The organism is Embleya sp. NPDC005575 (assembly GCF_040605455.1).
Lineage (GTDB): Bacteria > Actinomycetota > Actinomycetes > Streptomycetales > Streptomycetaceae > Embleya.
Genome location: NZ_JBEXCV010000168.1, coordinates 1 through 17,736, shown reverse-complemented (window position 1 = coordinate 17,736; position 17,736 = coordinate 1). Strand labels below are relative to the sequence as shown.

15 protein-coding genes and 1 pseudogene are annotated in these 17,736 nt (G+C 70.7%); 9 read left to right on the top strand and 7 right to left on the bottom strand.

The genetic code is table 11. The features are described from left to right. The 5 genes and pseudogenes from ABZS54_RS35975 to ABZS54_RS35955 form a co-directional block, all read right to left on the bottom strand. Positions 1 to 532: pseudogene (locus ABZS54_RS35975) on the bottom strand (hypothetical protein); the annotation flags it as partial. A gap of 3 nt (positions 533 to 535) precedes the next feature. Continuing rightward, complete coding sequence (locus ABZS54_RS35970; RefSeq protein ID WP_355545918.1) at positions 536 to 811, bottom strand: hypothetical protein; 276 nt, start codon at positions 809 to 811, stop codon at positions 536 to 538. Positions 812 to 1,308: 497 nt separating this feature from the next. After that, positions 1,309 to 1,677: a pirin-like C-terminal cupin domain-containing protein gene (locus ABZS54_RS35965; protein ID WP_355545916.1), complete on the bottom strand. Its 369-nt coding sequence runs from the start codon at positions 1,675 to 1,677 to the stop codon at positions 1,309 to 1,311. A gap of 30 nt (positions 1,678 to 1,707) precedes the next feature. After that, the gene (locus ABZS54_RS35960) at positions 1,708 to 2,658 is read right to left on the bottom strand and encodes a pirin family protein (RefSeq protein WP_355545914.1); all 951 of its coding nucleotides are present in this window, start codon (positions 2,656 to 2,658) and stop codon (positions 1,708 to 1,710) included. Between the two features lie 293 nt (positions 2,659 to 2,951). Further along, positions 2,952 to 4,208: a hypothetical protein gene (locus tag ABZS54_RS35955; protein ID WP_355545922.1), complete on the bottom strand. Its 1,257-nt coding sequence runs from the start codon at positions 4,206 to 4,208 to the stop codon at positions 2,952 to 2,954. A gap of 780 nt (positions 4,209 to 4,988) precedes the next feature. Here ABZS54_RS35955 and ABZS54_RS35950 point away from each other — a divergent pair. Then, positions 4,989 to 6,653: an ABC-F family ATP-binding cassette domain-containing protein gene (locus ABZS54_RS35950; protein ID WP_355545912.1), complete on the top strand. Its 1,665-nt coding sequence runs from the start codon at positions 4,989 to 4,991 to the stop codon at positions 6,651 to 6,653. A 176-nt stretch (positions 6,654 to 6,829) separates the two neighbouring features. Here ABZS54_RS35950 and ABZS54_RS35945 read toward each other — a convergent pair whose 3' ends face one another. Then, on the bottom strand, positions 6,830 to 7,336 hold the full coding sequence (locus ABZS54_RS35945; protein ID WP_355545910.1) for a pyridoxamine 5'-phosphate oxidase family protein: 507 nt from the start codon (positions 7,334 to 7,336) through the stop codon (positions 6,830 to 6,832). Positions 7,337 to 7,399: 63 nt separating this feature from the next. On the opposite strand from ABZS54_RS35945, the gene ABZS54_RS35940 reads away from it, so the two are divergent. The 3 genes from ABZS54_RS35940 (at position 7,400) to ABZS54_RS35930 (ending at position 12,070) form a co-directional block, all read left to right on the top strand. Further along, positions 7,400 to 8,392 carry a WYL domain-containing protein gene (locus ABZS54_RS35940; RefSeq protein WP_355545908.1) on the top strand — a complete coding sequence of 331 codons (993 nt, stop codon included), beginning with the start codon at positions 7,400 to 7,402 and terminating at the stop codon, positions 8,390 to 8,392. A gap of 332 nt (positions 8,393 to 8,724) precedes the next feature. Then, on the top strand, positions 8,725 to 9,483 hold the full coding sequence (locus ABZS54_RS35935; RefSeq protein ID WP_355545920.1) for an ABC transporter ATP-binding protein: 759 nt from the start codon (positions 8,725 to 8,727) through the stop codon (positions 9,481 to 9,483). A 22-nt stretch (positions 9,484 to 9,505) separates the two neighbouring features. Beyond that, a complete protein-coding gene (locus ABZS54_RS35930; RefSeq protein ID WP_355545906.1) occupies positions 9,506 to 12,070 on the top strand; it encodes an FtsX-like permease family protein in 2,565 nt (854 codons plus the stop codon). Positions 12,071 to 12,275: 205 nt separating this feature from the next. On the opposite strand, the gene nfi is transcribed toward ABZS54_RS35930, so the two are convergent. Continuing rightward, complete coding sequence (gene nfi, locus ABZS54_RS35925) at positions 12,276 to 13,025, bottom strand: deoxyribonuclease V (protein WP_355545904.1); 750 nt, start codon at positions 13,023 to 13,025, stop codon at positions 12,276 to 12,278. A gap of 496 nt (positions 13,026 to 13,521) precedes the next feature. Here nfi and ABZS54_RS35920 point away from each other — a divergent pair, with 496 nt between their 5' ends. From ABZS54_RS35920 to ABZS54_RS35900, 5 genes are all read left to right on the top strand, one after another. Then, a complete protein-coding gene (locus ABZS54_RS35920; RefSeq protein ID WP_355545902.1) occupies positions 13,522 to 14,739 on the top strand; it encodes a hydrolase in 1,218 nt (405 codons plus the stop codon). A 563-nt stretch (positions 14,740 to 15,302) separates the two neighbouring features. After that, positions 15,303 to 15,773 (top strand): hypothetical protein, encoded by a 471-nt coding sequence (locus ABZS54_RS35915; RefSeq protein WP_355545900.1) that lies wholly within the window; start codon positions 15,303 to 15,305, stop codon positions 15,771 to 15,773. 103 nt (positions 15,774 to 15,876) lie between these two features. Next, positions 15,877 to 16,404: a hypothetical protein gene (locus ABZS54_RS35910; RefSeq protein ID WP_355545898.1), complete on the top strand. Its 528-nt coding sequence runs from the start codon at positions 15,877 to 15,879 to the stop codon at positions 16,402 to 16,404. 203 nt (positions 16,405 to 16,607) lie between these two features. Further along, the gene (locus ABZS54_RS35905; protein WP_026218222.1) at positions 16,608 to 16,991 is read left to right on the top strand and encodes a BlaI/MecI/CopY family transcriptional regulator; all 384 of its coding nucleotides are present in this window, start codon (positions 16,608 to 16,610) and stop codon (positions 16,989 to 16,991) included. 4 nt (positions 16,992 to 16,995) lie between these two features. Then, the coding region (locus ABZS54_RS35900) for a M56 family metallopeptidase (RefSeq protein ID WP_355545895.1) at positions 16,996 to 17,736 on the top strand (741 nt) is incomplete at its 3' end.

Sequence of the window (17,736 nt, the reverse complement as noted above, 5' to 3'; positions counted from 1 at the left end):
CGACGGCGCCCGCGGCCGGGCCCGCGGCCGAGCCGGCCGCCTTCGCCGACTTGCGCCACGGCAGCTTGCGCGCGCTCTCGACGGGCGTCGCGGGGGCGTTGTGGCGCCCCGGGTCGCGGGGTTTCATCACGTGCCGCACCGTGGGCCGCGCCGCACGGTCCGCCGCGCCGGTGGTGCCGCGCTCGGCCCGCTGTGCCTGGGCCCGGCGCGCCTCCTCGGCACGTCGGGCGTCGGCGGCGCGTCCGGGGCGCGCGTCCGAACCGCTCGCGCGCTCGGTCGTACGCCGGGCCTCGACCGCGGCGGCCGCGTCCCGCTCGTGCTTCCGACGCTCCCGCAAGTCCCGCCGCCAGGAGGGCTCGTCGTCGTCCCGAGGGGCGCGGGACTCGCGCGAGGGCTTGCTCGCACGCTCCTCGCGATGCGCCGGGAAGGCCGGCTCCTCATCATCGGGATCGACGAGGTGGCGTCGACGGACCAGGTCGCCGAGCCGAAGTCCGCGTGCCTCGGGGGGCGGTGGCGGTTCGTACGCGCTCATCGCCTATCCCCCTCCCGACTGACGTGGACACGGCTTGCAGGCACGGCTGTGCCGATATGCCGCCAGTATCCACGGCGCCGCGACCGCGAGCGCGAACAACTCACCATCGCGCGCACGTCCCTTGAGGTGCAAAACCACCGCGAACAGCGCGGCGGTGCCGAGGATGAGCATCGTGAGCACGTTCGAGTGGATGATCTTCAGCGCGATCCAGTTCGTGGACGAGGCCCGAGTCTTGACCGTGCTCTCCACGAACTTCTTACGCCAGCCGTCGGCCATCACGTCCCCCAGGACCCGGTCGCATCGGACCGGACACGGGTCGACGGAGCGCCTGTGGGCAACGCACCGATCGAAGCCGGATCGATCGCCCGCGAACCGGTCGGCGAATTGGCGAAATATGAAGCGTGGGGCGGCCGTCGGTCACCGTCGCCGATGCCGTGTGCCACCCGGGAGGGCCAGGACATACGCGGACTCCTCTCGTCCGGTGTCACATCGCGCCCGTCGACCGGGGCCACTTCGACCCGGCGGCGGAGCTCACGGTGGTGAGGTGACGGCTCCACTCCTCTTTCCGCAGGCCGCGCTCATAGCGCGGCAAACCGGTACGTTCCATTTGACCTTGTTCAGTGTGGCCAGTGGGCGGGACAGCGTCAAGGGGCGACCGGTCGGCTCCGTTGCGTAGCCCACGCGCTCGCCCCTGTAAGGCATTCCCTTGCACTCTAAGGGCTCTGACGATGCGTCAGATGCCCCGCCGATGATCTTCGGCCACGGTTGACCGGCCGTCAGATCCGGTCCGCCGGCATCCTTCCCTTCCGACCCGCCTTGAAGTCGTCGAACGCCTGCGCAAGTTCGGCGTGCACGTTCATCACGAACAGGCCATACCAGGCGACTTCCTCGCCGATCGGCTGCCCACCGGGGACGCTCACCTTGAGGTTCGGCTTGTTCGAATCCTGTCGGACATCGGCCCGGAGGTCGATCGTGCCCTCGGCACCGAACACCGCGAGCCGGCCGGTTTCGATCGGTCGACGATCGGTCGACGATCGGGATCGCCACGTCCCGACGGGATCACCGCACTCAAGCCCGCCACGGCGTCGATGACCCTCATGAGCGCCTTGGACGCCTGGCAGACGGGCGGTCGGTCCGAGAACCACCCGGACCGACCGCCCGTCTTGGTCAGCGCATCAGGAAGTGGGGACGGTGCCCAGGCGACCGGCCTGGAAGTCTTCCATCGCCTGCTGCAACTCGCGGTGGCTGTTCATCACGAAAGGGCCGTACCAGGCGACCGGTTCCCGGATCGGCTGCCCGCCGAGGAGTACCACCTCGAAGTTGGCGCTGCGGGAGTCCTGTACCTCGTCGGCCCGAATGGTAAGCGAGTCGCCATCACCGAAGACGACGGCCTGGCCCAGGTGGAACGGGCGCCGCTCGATGCCCGCCGAGCCGCTGCCGGCCAGGCTGTAGGCCAGGGCGTTGAAGTCGGATCGCCAGGGGAGGGTGACTTGGGCGCCGGGGTTCACGGACACGTGGGTCATCGTGATCGGCGTGTGGGTGATGCCGGGCCCCTCGTAGCCGCCGATCCCACCGGCGATCAGGCGGACCAGGGCGCCGCCGTCCTCGGAGGCGAGGAGCTTCACGCTGCCGCCCCGGATGTCCTGGTACTTCGGCTTGATCATCTTGTCCGAGGCGGGCAGGTTCACCCAGAGCTGGAGTCCGTGGAAGAGCCCGCCCGACATGACCAGAGACTCCGGCGGAGTCTCGATGTGCAGCAGGCCGGAGCCGGCAGTCATCCACTGGGTGTCGCCGTCGGTGATGACGCCACCACCGCCGTGCGAGTCCTGGTGTACGAAGGTGCCGTCGATGATGTAGGTGACCGTCTCGAAGCCGCGGTGCGGGTGCCACGGGGTGCCCTTGGGCTCACCGGCTTGGTAATCCACCTCGCCCATCTGATCCATCATGATGAACGGGTCGAGGTGGCTCTGGTTGACGCCCGCAAAGGCGCGGCGAACCGGGAAGCCCTCACCCTCGACACCGCTCGGCGCGGTCGTGACGGCGAGTACGGGGCGCGGCCGCGCGTCGAGACCGGGTTCCGGCAGACGCGGCAGGGCCAGCGGGTTGGAAACGGTGACGGCGGGCATGGCCTGCTCCTCGGATACGAGTACGGTCCCGGCTGTCCCGGGCCTTGCTCGCTCCAACGATAGTTGCCCACTCAACATTCCCCGCGCGGAGAATCGGTTCCCGGCCAGCCGCCCCCGCTCCAGCCCGGCCGGCGCATGAGGCCACCCAGCCGGGCCGACACTTGAGGCCAAATCAGCCCGGCCGGCGCTTGAGGCCACCCAGCCCGGCCGGCGCTTGAGGCCACCCAGCCCGGCCGGCGCTTGAGGCCACCCAGCCCGGCCGGCGCTTGAGGCCAAGTGGGCCGCAGGCCCGATCAGTACCGGTCCCGCACAACCGCAGCCTGCTTCCTGCCGGAAGCCACCGCCGGAACCGCGGGAGCGGCAGGAGCAACAGGCGCCGAGAGTGTCGACCAATTCGGCTTCGCGCCGATCTCGTACGTCCGCAAGTTCGCGAGTACCACAGGATCCTGCACGTCGAGCCAGTCCACCAGGTCATGGAAGCTGACACACTTCGTCTCCGGTCGCACACACACCGTCCGCATGGTGCGCTCGACGGCCCTCATGTAGATGCCGCCGTTCCACCCCTCGAAGTGGTTGCCGATCAGCAGCGGCGCCCGGTTCCCGGCGTACGCGCGGTCGAAGCCGGCCATGTAGCTCGCATACGCCTGGTCCTCCCACTCCCGGAACTTGGCCGGGTCGCCCTTGACCGTGCGCGACTGGTTGAACATCACGTTGTAGTCCATCGACAAGACCTCGAACTTGCGTCCCGGCAGCGGGATTTGCTGCAATGGCAGGTCCCACGTCCCGTTCACCTTGCCCGGCCACACCTGGCGCCCACCGGGCGAACTCGCGTCATAGCGGAAGCCCAGCGACGGCCCGGCCGCGAGCAGTGCCTTCTGGCCCTCCAGGCACGGCGCCCGGCCGCCGATAAGTTCCTTGTCGTAGTCGAACGGAAGCGCCGGCATGTCGGCCCAGCCCGTGTTGGTCTTCCAGTTCTTGACGAACGCCCTGGCCTGCTCGACCTCGCTGCGCCAGTCGTCGGCCGACCACGAACCGCCGCCGCTCGGCCCGCAGAAGTGGCCGTTGAAGTGCGTGCCGATCTCGTGGCCCTCGTTCCACGCGGCGCCGATCTGTTCCAGTGTCATCCGCAGGTGGGCGTCGTCGAGGTAGCCGATGTCCGAGGCGCCGATCGGCTTGTGCGGCGGCTGGTACCTGGCCCGCTTGGCCTCCGGCAGCACGTACACCCCGGACAGGAACAGCGTCATCTTGGCGTTGCTCTCCTTGGCCACCTGGCGGAAGCGGGAGAACAACTTCTTGTCGTCCTCGCCGGCGCCGTCCCAGGAGAACACCACGAACTGCGGCGGGGCCTGGCCCGGCGCGAGCTTCTCCGGCTTGAGCCGGCCCGGCTGCTCTCCGGTGTTCGACGTGGAGCCGTCGCCGATCAGGGTGACCGGTGCCTGCGCGGGCGCTCTCTGGGATCCCTGGGCCGGCGCCGCGGCCTTCTCCTTCGGGTCGTCGTCGTGCCCGCGGGCGAAGACGACGAAGCCGATGGCGGCGACCACCGCCATCACCAGGACGATTACAGCCGCGCCGCGGGAACCTCGCACGAATGCCCCAAATGATCGAAAATACAGGGAAATCGAAAGCAGGTTAGATCGCCCGCCGCCACCGTCGGGGGCACGCCGAGCGCGCGAAGGAACATGATCACCGCATGGGGTGAACCGATACACCCACCCGGCGGCCACGAATCGCGCTCACCGACCAACCGAGGTGTGCACACACCGAACGGGCTATGGATAGCCCGGCCGGCGCTTGAGGCCAAACAGCCCGGCCGGCGCTTGAGGCCACCTCGGCCGAAGGCCGGGTCATCCAGCCCGGCCGGCGTTTGAGGCCAACCCCCGATCCGACGGGAGCCTCGGTGCACGAAACGCTTCGGGACGCGAAAAACACCCTCGTGCCACCCCGCCGCGCCGCTCGCGCTGCCGGTCGGCACGGCCACGTGCGCGTACCGCCCGAATCGCCCGACCGGCTCGGCCGAAGCCTCGGACAAGGCCGTGCATCCGACCCGCGCGGACACCGATCCGCAGCAGGTCGCGCCACCGGACGGGAAAACCGTTTGAGATCCGCAGCGGCCGGGGGTTAGCCTGGAGCGGTCACATTGTCGTCCGTCTGGATGGTCCGTTGCGCATCTGAGGTCAGGACATCGCGCCGCTTGAGCCCTGTGTGCTCGCGGTCGCGTTCTCGACCTCGGTGTGGCCGTCCCGGACGATTTCTTCATGTCCGGCCCCTTCCGATCCCGCCGCGCGGTGTCCCACGCGATCCGTTCACCACGCGTCCCCGGGAGCCACCCCATGTCTTTTCCGACCGCACCCGCGATCGTTTGTGCCGACCTGTCCTTCGACTGGCCCGACGGAACCCCGGTGTGCACCGGCCTCGATCTCGCCATCGGCAACGGCCGAACCGGCCTGGTCGGGGTCAACGGCGCGGGCAAGTCGACCCTGCTCAAACTGATCGCCGGAATCCTGCGGCCCTCCTCCGGGTCGATCACCGTCGGCGGCGACCTCGGCTACCTGCCGCAGCACCTCCCGCTCGACGCGGCCCGTCGCGTCGACGACGTACTGGGCATCGCCGAAACGCGCGCCGCTCTGCTGGCGATCGAGACCGGCGACACGGACGTCCGGCACTTCGACGCGGTCGGCGACGACTGGGACGTCGAGGAACGCGCCCGGGCCCAACTGGACCGACTCGGGCTGCCGCACGTCGATCTCGACCGCACGATCGGCACGCTGTCCGGCGGCGAGTCGGTACTGCTCGGACTCGCCGCGCTGCTGCTGCGTCGTCCCGACGTACTGCTCCTGGACGAGCCGACCAACAACCTCGACGCGTCCGCACGCGAGCGGCTGTACGACGCGGTGCGGGGGTATCCGGGCGTACTCCTCGTGGTCAGCCACGACCGAGTGCTGCTCGACCTGGTGGACCGGATCGTCGAGTTGCTCCCGGACCGGGCCCGCACCTACGGCGGAAATCTGAGCGCGTATCTGGAGGTCCTGGAGCAGGAGCGCGCGACCGCCGAGCGGCTGGTCCGCACCGCACAGACCGACCTGCGCAAACAGAAGCGGGAGTTGGCCGAGGCCCAGGTACGACTGGCCCGCCGGGTCCGGACCGGCCGCAAGGCCCAGTTGGAAGGCGGCGTGCCCAGGATCGTCGCGGGCAACCTGAAGCGGGCCGCCGAGGTCTCCGCCGGCAAGCTCAAGGGCACCCACGAGGGCCGGCTCGACGATGCCCGCACGCGGTTGTCCGAGGCCAGGGACGCGGTGCGCGAGGACAAGGAGATCCGGATCGAGTTGCCCGAGACCGAGGTACCCGCCGGGCGCACGGTGCTCGTGGCCGAGGGCCTGAACACCGCGGACGGGCTGTACGGGCCAAACGGCCTGGACCTGATCGTGCGCGGCCCCGAACGCATCGCGCTGACCGGCGACAACGGCTCGGGCAAGACCACGCTGCTTCGGCTGCTCACCGGTGCGGAGCAACCGGCCGAGGGCACCGTGCGGATCGGCGTCGAGGGCGTGCGCCATCTGCCACAGCGGCTGGACGTACTGGACGAGGACGCGAGCGTCCTGGCCAACGTGCGCCGCTTCGCGCCTTCGGCGACGGACGCGGAACTGCGCGGCCGACTCGCCCGCTTCCTCTTCAAGGGCAACCGCCCCGAACAACGGGTGGACACCCTCTCCGGCGGCGAACGTTTCCGCGCGGTCCTGGCCGCACTCCTGTCCGCCGACCCGCCGCCACACCTACTGATCCTCGACGAGCCCACCAACAACCTGGACCTGGCCTCGGTCCACCAACTCGAACAGGCCCTCAACGCCTACCGAGGAGCCCTCCTGGTGGCCAGTCATGACCGTCCCTTCCTCACCAACATCGCCATCACCCGAGAACTCCCCCTCCACCGAGGCCACGGCCTGATTCCCCCCACACTCCAGGAACACCCCACCCAAAACCCACCCAACCCAACCTGACCCCACCCGCCCAGCACGTGAGGCCACCCAGCCCGGCCGGCACTTGAAGCCACCCGGCCCGGCCGGCACGTGAGGCCACTTCAGCCCGGCCGGCGCTTGAGGCCAACCCAGCCAAATCAACGCCCACCGTCAGCCGAAACCAATCAAGCCCGGCCGGCGTTTGAGGCCAACTCGCCTCAACCCCCCTCGCGCGCAGGCGCAACAGACGCAGCGTCGTTCCCCCGCCGAATCGTGCGTACGGGAGCGCCCGGTCGCCAGACCCGGATGACCACCTCCTCCCCCTCGACCCCCGTCCGAGTCACCTCGTCCAGTTCCACCCGAAACAGATGAAACGGCTCCGGCGCACTCGTCTCGGCCGCATACCGACCCTTGACCGCTTCGTCCACGACCTCGATCGCCCGCCCGCTCACCCGCACGTCGCCGTGCGTCATCTCGGCGCCCTCCCCCGGGTTCGCGAAGATCGAGAATCGTGGGTCACGCAGCAGATCCCGCGCCTTCATCGAGCTCGGCATCATGCCGAGCCACATCTGCTCGAACCGGAAGTCCGCCTCCAGCCCGCTCAACCGAGGCGCGCCGTCCCGCCGCACCGTGCCCAGCACGTGGTGCTTGTACATCCCGAAACGCTCGCGCACCGTCGCCGCGAACTCCGGCTCGTCCTTCTCGAACTCCGCCCAACTCGTCATACGCAGATCCTGCACCGCCATCCCTGACAACCGTTGGCAGGGATTCCGAGCTAGTTTCGTGTCATGCGATCCGGCCGACTGGTGGCGCTCCTGCTCCACCTACAGAACCGACCCGGCGGGGCGACCGCCGCCGAACTGGCGGCCGAGCTGGAGGTGTCGGTCCGCACCGTCTACCGCGACGTCGCCGCGCTCCAGGCGTCAGGCGTACCGCTGTGGACCGAGACCGGGCCGCATGGCGGGATCCGGCTGGTCGAGGGCTGGCGGACCAGGCTGGACGGGCTCACCGGCGACGAGGCGGCCGCGCTGTTCCTGTCCGGCGCGCCGCACGCCGCCGACGCGCTGGGCCTGGACACCGTGCTCGTCGCGGCGCAGACCAAGGTGATGGCCACGTTGCCCGCCGACCTGCGCACCCGTGCGGGTCGGGTCCGGCAGCGCTTCCACCTGGACGCGCCGGGCTGGTTCCAGCACGACGAGGACGTCCCGTGCCTGACCGAGATCGCGAGTGCCGTGTGGACGGGTCGCCGGCTCGACCTGCGCTACTCGCGCCGCGACCGCGAGGTGGCCCGCCGGCTGGACCCGCTCGGCCTGGTCCTCAAGGCGGGCGTCTGGTACCTGGTCGCCCGCCACCGCACCGACATCCGCAGCTACCGGGTGTCCCGAGTGGTGGCCGCGAGCACCCGGCCCGAGCGCTTCGGGCGGCCCGACGGCTTCGACCTGAGCGCGTGGTGGGCCCACAGCAACGACGATTTCGCCCGCTCGCTGATGCGGTCGGCCTGCGTGATCCGGGTATCACCGTTCGGATTACGCCAATTGCCGCGAGTCTTCGGCCCGGTGGTCGCCGCGGACGCGCTCGCCTCGGCCGGACCGCCGGACCCGGCCGGTTGGCGCGAACTGCGACTGCGCACCGAGTCCGAGGAGATCGGGGTGGACCAACTGACCGCGCTGGGCGCGCATGTGGAGGCCGTGTCCCCGCCGAGTCTGCGCCGCGCCCTGGCCGAAGTCGGCGCGGCGATCGTGGCCAACCACACGCCCACGGAAGGTCCCTCGCAAGACTGACGGCACCCCCCTCTCGGGGTGCGCCGGCGTCGGCGACGACATTTCGGGAACCCCCGGGCGGATGCGGATCGTTGGTACGGGCGAGGTGGACGGAGCGTGACGAGTCGTCGACTCCGCTTCGAGACATACCTCACTGGTACGGGGCTCCCCTAGGGGGAAGGGTCGTTCGGCGTACCCGGGATCCTCCCTGCGTAGGACGACGGGATCTGTCCTTCGAGAGGATTCGCCGGGCCCTCATCCCCCCTACGGTGATCCTGTGCACTGCAAAACGCGGAGCGCCACCGTTACCACCTCAACTGGGGGACAGACTCGTGACTACGGCCACGGCTGCCATGACCGACGCGGACTCCAGGGGCACCATCGCCGCCCGCGCGCAGCAGCTCACCAAGGCGTATGGCGAAGGCGAGACCCGAGTCGTCGCTCTCGACAGCGTGGACGTCCAGATCGGTCGCGGTCAGTTCACCGCGATCATGGGCCCCTCCGGCTCCGGCAAGTCGACCCTGATGCACTGCCTCGCCGGTCTCGACTCGGTGAGCAGCGGCAAGAGCTGGATCGGCGACACCGAAATCACCAGCCTCAAGGACAAGGCGCTCACCAAGCTTCGCCGCGACAACATCGGCTTCATCTTCCAGGCGTTCAACCTGCTCCCCACGCTGACCGCGCTGGAGAACATCACGCTGCCGATGGACATCGCGGGCCGCAAGCCGGACAAGGCCTGGCTGGACACCGTGATCGAGACCGTCGGCCTGCGCGACCGGCTCAAGCACCGCCCGAGCGAGCTCTCCGGTGGTCAGCAGCAGCGCGTCGCGTGCGCCCGCGCGCTGGCCAGCCGGCCCGAGATCATCTTCGGTGACGAGCCGACCGGCAACCTCGACTCGCGCTCCGGCGCCGAGGTGCTGGCCTTCCTGCGGCGCAGTGTCAACGAGCTCGGTCAGACCATCGTGATGGTCACCCACGACCCGAACGCGGCGTCCTACGCGGATCGGGTCCTGTTCCTGGCAGACGGTCGAATCGTCGACGAAATGCTGCGTCCCACGTCCGACGCCGTCCTGGAGCGCATGAAGCGCTTCGACGGCGCCCGGACCAGCTGAAACAGGCGGAGAGTCCCCCACCATGTTGAAAGCCACGTTCCGCAGCTTCCTCGCCCACAAGGGGCGAATGGTGCTGTCCGCCCTGGCAGTGCTGCTGTCGGTCGCGTTCGTCTCCGGCACCCTGGTATTCACCGACACGATCACCAAGACCTTCGACGACCTGTTCAAGTCCACGGCGTCGGACGTCTCGGTCAAGCCCAAGTCCGAGTTCGACAAGAACGACCTCGCGGTCACCGGCGAGACGCCCACACTCCAGCGATCGCTGATCGACAAGATCGCCAAGGTGGACGGCGTCAAGGAGGCGCACGGCAACGTCAACCTCGAGTCGCTCACGGTGGTCGACAAGCACAACAAGTCGGTCGGCCCGTCCTCGGGCGCGCCGACGATCGCCACGAACTGGTTCGAGACCGACCGGACCCCGGTCAAGATCACCAGCGGTGCCGCGCCCAAGGGCCCGGCCGAGGTGATGATCGACTCGGACACGGCGAAGAAGAAGCACGTCAAGATCGGTGACGAGCTGCGGGTGATCGCGCCGAACGGCGAGTTCCCGGTCAAGGTCAGCGGCATCGTGACCTTCACCACCACCAACCCCGGCGCGGCCCTGCTCTCGTTCGACAACGCGACCGCCTCGCAGCGGCTGCTCGGCGACCCGAACCTCGTCACCTCGGTGTCGGTGACCGCCGCGAACGGGATCGGCGACAAGGACCTCAAGCAGCGCGTGCAGCAGCTGCTCAACGACCCGAAGAACTTCGAGGTCCAGACGGCCGCGGAGTCCGCCAAGGACGCCAACGACCAGCTGAGCGGCTTCCTGAACGTGATGAAGTACGCGATGCTCGGCTTCGCCGGTGTCGCCGTGCTGGTCGGCGTCTTCCTGATCTTCAACACCTTCTCGATGCTGGTCGCCCAGCGCACCCGTGAGTTGGGCCTGATGCGGGCGATCGGCGCGAGCCGAGCGGACGTGAACCGCTCGGTGCTGCTCGAGGCGGTCCTGCTGGGCGTGGTCGGCTCGACGCTCGGCCTGCTGGCCGGCCTCGGCCTGGCCGTCGGACTCAAGGCGCTGATCAGCGCGGTCGGGATCAACCTCAAGGGCACGTCCCTGGTGATCAAGACCTCCACCCCGATCGTGGCCTACCTGGTCGGTGTGATCGTCACTGTCATCGCCGCGTACGTGCCGGCCCGCCGCGCGGGCAAGGTCGCCCCGATGGCGGCCCTGCGCGAGGCGGGTGCGCCGCCGCAGAAGTCGATCAAGACCCGCTCGATCATCGGCGCGGTGCTGTTCGCCCTGGGGGCGCTCGCGCTGGTCGCGGGGGCCACCGCGGAGAATGGCGCACAGGGCGGCGGATTCCTCGGCCTGGGCGTGCTGTTCACGCTGCTCGGCTTCATCGTGCTGGCGCCGCTCCTGGCCCGCACCGTGGTCCCGGCGCTGGCCTCCTGGTACCCGAAGCTGTTCGGCTCGATGGGCCGGCTCAGCCGGGAGAACGCACTGCGCAACCCGCGTCGTACCGGTGCCACCGCGTCGGCGATCATGATCGGCGTCGCGCTGGTCAGTGGTATGGCGGTCGCGGCCTCGTCGATGTCGGCCTCGTTCGACAAGCAGATCGACAAGTCCCTGGGTGCCGACTACACCGTCCAGTCGCTGACCGGGACCTTCCCCGAGACCATCGTCCAGGCGGTGCGCAAGACCCCCGGCGTCGGCGATGTGGTCGCCACGACCCTGAGCAACGCGACGATCACCGCGGACGGCAAGTCCAAGAAGGACTTCGTCCTCGGCTCGGACCCGGGCATGGACGGCACGTTCAAGACCGTCTACCTCCAGGGCAGCGGCGACGCGGCCATCGCGGCGGGCAAGGCGGTCATCGGCGAGAACTTCGCCAAGGATCACCACCTCGGCATCGGCGGCAAGATCGAGATCGCCTTCCCGAAGGAGCAGAAGACCACTGTCGAGGTCGGCGCGATCCGCAAGAAGTCCGACGATGTGATCGGTTTCGGCGAAACGCTCGTGATCCCGAACACGATCATGAAGCAGTTCGTCCCGAACGTGCAGTACCAGAGCGTGAGCATCAACGCGGCCAAGAGTCAGGACGCGACGAAGGTCGGCGCCGCGCTCAAGTCGTCGCTCGATCCCTTCCCGCAGGTCCAGGCCCGCGACCAGAGCGACTACAAGGAACTGATCGGCAAGCAGATCGACACGTTCCTGTACCTGATCTACGGTCTGCTCGGCCTGGCGATCATCATCTCGATCCTGGGTGTGATCAACACGCTGGCGCTGTCGGTGGTCGAGCGCACCAGGGAGATCGGCCTGATGCGGGCGATCGGCGCCTCGCGCCGGCAGATCCGCCGGATGATCCGCCTGGAGTCCATGGTGATCGCGGTGTTCGGCGCCCTGGTCGGGCTCGCGCTCGGCATGGCGTGGGGCATCGGGGCCCAGCGCCTGCTGGCCAAGCAGGGCTTGGACGTCCTGGAGATCCCGTGGGGCACTGTGATCGGAATCGTGATCGCCGCAGCGGTGGTCGGCCTGCTGGCCGCCGTGATGCCGGCCTTCCGGGCGGCGCGGATGAACGTCCTGCGAGCGATCGCCACGGACTGATCCGCACCGGATGATCCACCCATAGAGCAGCCGGCTCTCCATCCTCCCCCCTTGGGGAGCCGGTGACCGAGGAGCCCCCGAACCGCCTTGCGCAGGTGGTTCGGGGGCTCTTTCGCGTGTCCGAGGGATGGGCGGCACGGGGCTCGGGCGGCGTGGGGGTTTCGGGCGGCGCGAGTCCGGCGCGGTCCGGCGTCAGGCGGGCGGGCTACGGCCGAGTGGTTTCCCGGTGGGTCTTCAGCGCCTGGCGGCAGGTCTGGTCGGCCTGGCGGGTGGTTTCCGGGAGGCGGTAGCGCGGGGTGAGGGCCAGCACGTGTGCGCAGGCCGTGTCCAGGTCGACGCCGTGGCCGATCGACACGAACACCGGCTTGATCGCATCGCGGGTGCGCAACGCGCGGCCGACCACGTCCCCTTCGTACACCAGGTCGGCCGCATCGCCCCGCTTCTCCCCCGGCGTCTCGTACGCGCCGACGAAGGGCGTCTTGCCGACCCCGACGGCCGGCAGCCCGGTCAGCACGCCGAGGTGGCAGGCCAGCCCGAACCGGCGCGGATGGGCCAGGCCCTGACCGTCACAGACGAGCAGGTCCGGCGCGGTGTCGAGCTGTTCGAGCGCGGCCAACAACGCCGGAACCTCGCGGAAGGCGAACAGGCCGGGCACATACGGAAAGGTCGCCACGCCATGCGCCACGGACCGCTCCACCACCGCGTGCGTACGAGCGTCCAACACCACCACGGCGGCGGCCAGTTCGTCCGAGTCCTCGGCGTAGGCCACGTCCAACCCGGCCACGAATCGCACATCCGCCGGCCCCGGCCCGGGCCCGACGGTGTCCACCGACGGCCGCAACCGATCCTGCACGGCCAACGCCTCGGCAGCCGTCCGGGGCCAGGGCCCGGTCGCGTCGGTCGCGTCGGGAGCGTTGGCCGCGTCGATCGGCTCGGTCGCGGAAGGAGTGCTCATCCCGAAACGCTATCGCCCGGGCATTCCGCGGAACCGCTCGATATCGCCGATCGGCGCCGCCCATGTGGCGGGCCCGGCCGAAGAAGGCCACGGGTCACGGCCCTGTTCGCCGAGCAGACCCTCGTGCGACACCGTGTCCACGGTAGGCGTCTCGCCCGAGTCGGCGAGCAGCACGGGGCGGTCCCGGGATCCGGGCAGCCAACCGCACAGAACGGTGCCGGGCCGGGACGGCAGGTGTGTCGGCGCCGCCGGCCCCCGGTACGGCGACGGGGGGCGCCTCGGTGATGGTCATGGGGACGGTTGTACGGGTTCGCCGTTGCCGGTCGACATCGGTCGCGTTACGTACCCGTTTCGCCCGCGAAGGGCGGTCCGTAACGACGCCGAAACGCCGGCGCAACAGCGCCCGGCCACAGTGGGGCGGGGCGGCACGGCGATGCGGTACCAGGCCCGCGACGGCCGGCCCCGGTCTGCGGGATTCGAGTCCCAGGGGGTAGCGATGAGCGACAGGATCACCTTGTTCGGCGCCACGCTGCCGGATGGGCGTACGCGCGACGTGGTGCTGCGCAAGGGTCGCATCAGCATGCTGCGCGAGCCGGGTCGGCTGGGCCGAGGTGCCTGCGCCGGCCTGGACCTGACCGGCTACCTGCTGCTGCCGGCATCTGCCGAGCCGCACGTACACCTCGATCGTGCGCTGACCTGGGAGCCGGTGGGCTCGGACCCGGACGGACGCGATGGCGCGTGGCGATCCTGGCTGGTCCGGCCCGCGCACTACCGTCCCGGCGACCTGCGGCGGCGCTCGCGTGAGGCGTTGCGCACGCTGGCCGGGCACGGGGTGACCGCTGTGCGAACGCACCTGGACATCGGCGAGGGTCGTACGCCACTGCGCGCGGTAGAGGTGATGGCCGAACTGCGCGCCGAGTTCCATCGGGTGCTCGACCTGCAGATCGTCGCGGTCCCGGTGCCGGGGACGACCGACCGCACCATCGTGGACGCGGTGAGTGCGGGCGCGCGGGTGATCGGCGGGCAGCCGAGGTTCGCGCCGGACTTCCGGCAGGAGACCCGACGACTGTTGCGGCTCGCGGACCGGGCCGAGGTGGCGCTGGACCTGCACCTGGACGACGGCTTCGACCCGCGCCTGCTCGCGGTCGGCGACCTGGCCCGGCTGCTGCGCGCGTCGGGCTTCGACCGACCGGTGACGGCCAGTCACCTGGCCGGCCTGAACCGGCTCGCGCCGTCCGCGCTCGGGCGGGTCGGCGAGACGATCGCCGCATCCGGCATGCGGGTCGTGGCGCTGCCCTCGGAGCGTGGCTGCGGACTGCCGATCCGCGAACTGGTCGCGGCGGGCGTCACCGTCGCAGCCGGCGGCGACCACCTGCGCACCGCCGGGCATCCCATGGGCCTGGCCGACCCACTGGCCACGGCCGCCGCCACCGGGCTGCCCCCCGCCCAGGCCTGGGCCGCGGTGGCCGAGCACGCCCGAAACGTCTTGGGCCTGGAGCCCGGCGGCCTCGAACCGGGCGCCGCAGCCGACCTGTTCGCGGTCCGCGCCCGAACCCTCGCCGAGGCGTTGCAGACCCGCCCACAGGACCGGATCGTGCTCCGAGCCGGACACGTGGTCTCCCGCAGTGGCCGCGATCTCGGCCACATCGCCTGGAGTGCATCCCTTGGCAACGACACACGGACGACCCGGGGCCGCGTCCCGGCTGCGGCTTAGGCTCGCTTCGCGAATTGGGCGAGTTTGTTGTGAATGGTGCGTGAGGATCCCCCTGACCGGTCGCTCCGGGCGAACGCCGGTCATGCCGGGTCCCGGACAGGGGTGAGGTGGGGCGGGGCGGGGCGGACGGTTGGCCGGCGGGCGGTTGGTTGGCGGCCGGCCCAAGCTGCAACGGACGAGTAACCCGCCCCGGGGTCGGCGGCCGGCCCGAGCTTGCGCATGTCGACCAACCCCAAAACGGCCGAGGCCCGTTCGCATGACCGGCCCAGCAGGGGTGCGCCTGATGCACGTCTGCTCCGCAGCCGCATTCGCCGCTCGCTCCGCGACGGGTTGCGCGTCCGCTACGCGGCCGTTGGCTGTGCTCGGGTCATGCGCGCTCGGCATCCCGGCCGGGCCGGGCGCGGTCCGTCGGCCGTCGCCACTCGCGACGGAGCGCGTGGCCGGCATGCGTCGCGCGGCGGAACCATCCGGCCCCGATCGTGCGTGCCGACAAGGGAAGGCTCGGCCAAGTCGGGCTCGGGATGTTCCTCCGCACGAATGTGTTGCCTTTGGAGTGAGTCCACGTGCACCTACGCCTCGACACCGTCCCCGTCTCCGTCCCGCCGCGTTCGACCCGCCGGGCCGTCCTGGTCACGCTCGCCCTGCTCGGTACCTTCATCGGCCTGGTGGTATGCCTGCACGAGCCGCGGCGGCCGCCCGACGAGGGCGGCATCGATCCGTACCTGCGGCGCTATGTCGGGCTGCTCAACGCGCGGGACACGGACGGTCTGCGTGGCAGGTTGCATTCGCATCAGGCGCGCACCGACGCGGCCGTACGTGTCGCGGTTTTCGGGGGTCAGGGGTGGTCCGACGTGGGGATTTCTCGGGAGCGGGAGTTCTACGGGGTGTACCGGGTGCTGCTCACCGCCGTGCGGACCGACACCGGCGCCCGGGTCGCGGTGGTCGAGCACGTGGTGTGGGGCGGTGACAACGCCTGGTCGCTGAGCCCGTACGTGCCCGGCGGTGCGGTCGCCGGGCCGGGGTGGTCCGGGTAAGGGACTCGCTCGGATCGGCGGGGCGAACGCCAAGAGCGCGTCAACGGGTGGGCCGGGTGACCGGATTCGGGGTGAGGCTGGAAGCGGTCGAAAGGAGGCCGCCATGTTCGCCGCAATTCGTCGGGTCACCGCAATTCGTCGGGTCACCGGAATCCGCCGCACCGCCACGATTCGCCGGGCCGACGCGCGCCGGGTCGAGGGCGGTCCGCAGGCCGTCGTGGTGCCGATCCTGCGGATGGACGCCGCCGTCGCCGCGCTGTCCACCGCGCGGACGATGGCCGGTCGGGCGATCGCCGTGCACGTCACGCGGGCCGGCCAACAGGTCGCGCGGGACGCGTTGGTGGCCGCGTGGGATGCGTCCGGCGTGGATGCGCCGTTGAGCGTGGTGTACGACGAGCGCGATCGGTTCGTCGAGGCGCCGGCGACGTTCGTCGGCGGGTTGCCCGAGCGGCGGGTGGCCGTACTGCTCCCGGCCGCCGCCGACCCGGCCCGGGGGCGCGGCCGTCGGCACGACGTCCTGGTCGACGCGCTTCGCGCGCAGGGTTGTGCGATCCGGGTGGGCCGCGCCGGCGCGCCGGCCGGGAGCGGTTCGGCCGAGAGTTCTCGGAATCCGCTGGTCACCGCGGCCTGACGCCGGTCGGACCGGCGTGTGCACCGGCTCGGCGGTGAGCCTCGCGAGTGGTCGCGCACCATCGCCCGCCGCGCCCGAATCCGCGCCCGCGGCGGGCGGCTGCGCACCGACGCCGCGGGCCGGCGGAGCGGGTACGTGACGCCGATCCCGAAACACGACCGTTTAGGCTGCCGGGGCGTTGTGCCCATCCACCGGAGGCCGAAGTGACCGAAAGCAGAGCAGGCGGACCGCCCGCGCGGCGTGGCCCCGGCGAGTTGGAGTCCGAGATCCTGTCGCTGCTGTGGACGTCGCCGACGGCCATGGGCGCGGGCGCGGTCCAGGAGCAGCTGTCCGGTGAGCTGGCCTACACGACGGTGGTGACCATCCTGTCCCGCCTGCACGACAAGGGCGTGCTCCAGCGCACCCGATCGGGCCGCTCGTACGTGTACGCGCCGGTGTACGACGAGGCCGGGCTCGCCGCGCGGCGGATGCGGCAGGTGCTGGACAAGGAGGGTGACCGGCAGGCGGTGCTGGCGCGGTTCGTCTCCGACCTGTCCACCGACGACGAGGCGCTGCTGCGCCGGCTGTTGGAAGAGGGCGGGTCGTAGTCGCGTGCGTTGGATCGTCTACCTGCCGCTGCTGCTGCCGATAACCGCGGTACCCGTGGCCCGGCTCGCGGCCGACCATCTCGCGCCGCGCCGCGTGGTGGGTCTGCTCACCGTGCTGACCTCGGTGCTGGCGCTGTGCGCGACCATCAGCCTGGGCCTGCTGACCGTGGTGGGCACGGCGCAACTCCCGGGCGTACCGCTGCCCGACCACTGGTCGGACCCGCAGGTGCGGGCCTCGATTCCCAATGTGCAGGTGATCGGCTCGCTGGCGAGCGCGGCGCTGACCTCGGCCCTGGTGTGCGCGGCGGTCGTGCTGTGGCGTCGGCGACGCGCGCTCGCGGTGCTGCGCGCGGGGGTCGCGGCGGCGGGCGATACGGAGTTGACCGTGCTGCCCACCGGATCGCCGACCGCGTTCGCGCTGCCCGGGCGTCGGCCTCGGATCGTGGTCTCGGCGTCGATGCTGGCGCGGCTGGACGCGGACGAGCGACGGGCGCTGTTGGCCCACGAGCGGGCGCATCTGAGCGGCCGGCACGATCGGGTGCTGCTGGTGGCGACGTTGGCGATGTGCGCTCACCCGCTCCTGCGGCCGATGCGCACGGCGATCGGGTACGCCCTGGAGCGCTGCGCGGACGAGGCCGCCGCGCGCGTGGTGGGCGACCGTCGGGTGGTGGCGCGGGCGGTGGGCAAGGCCGCGCTGGCCGGGCCGGTCACGCCGCGCGGTGCGATGGCCGCGACCGGCGGCCCG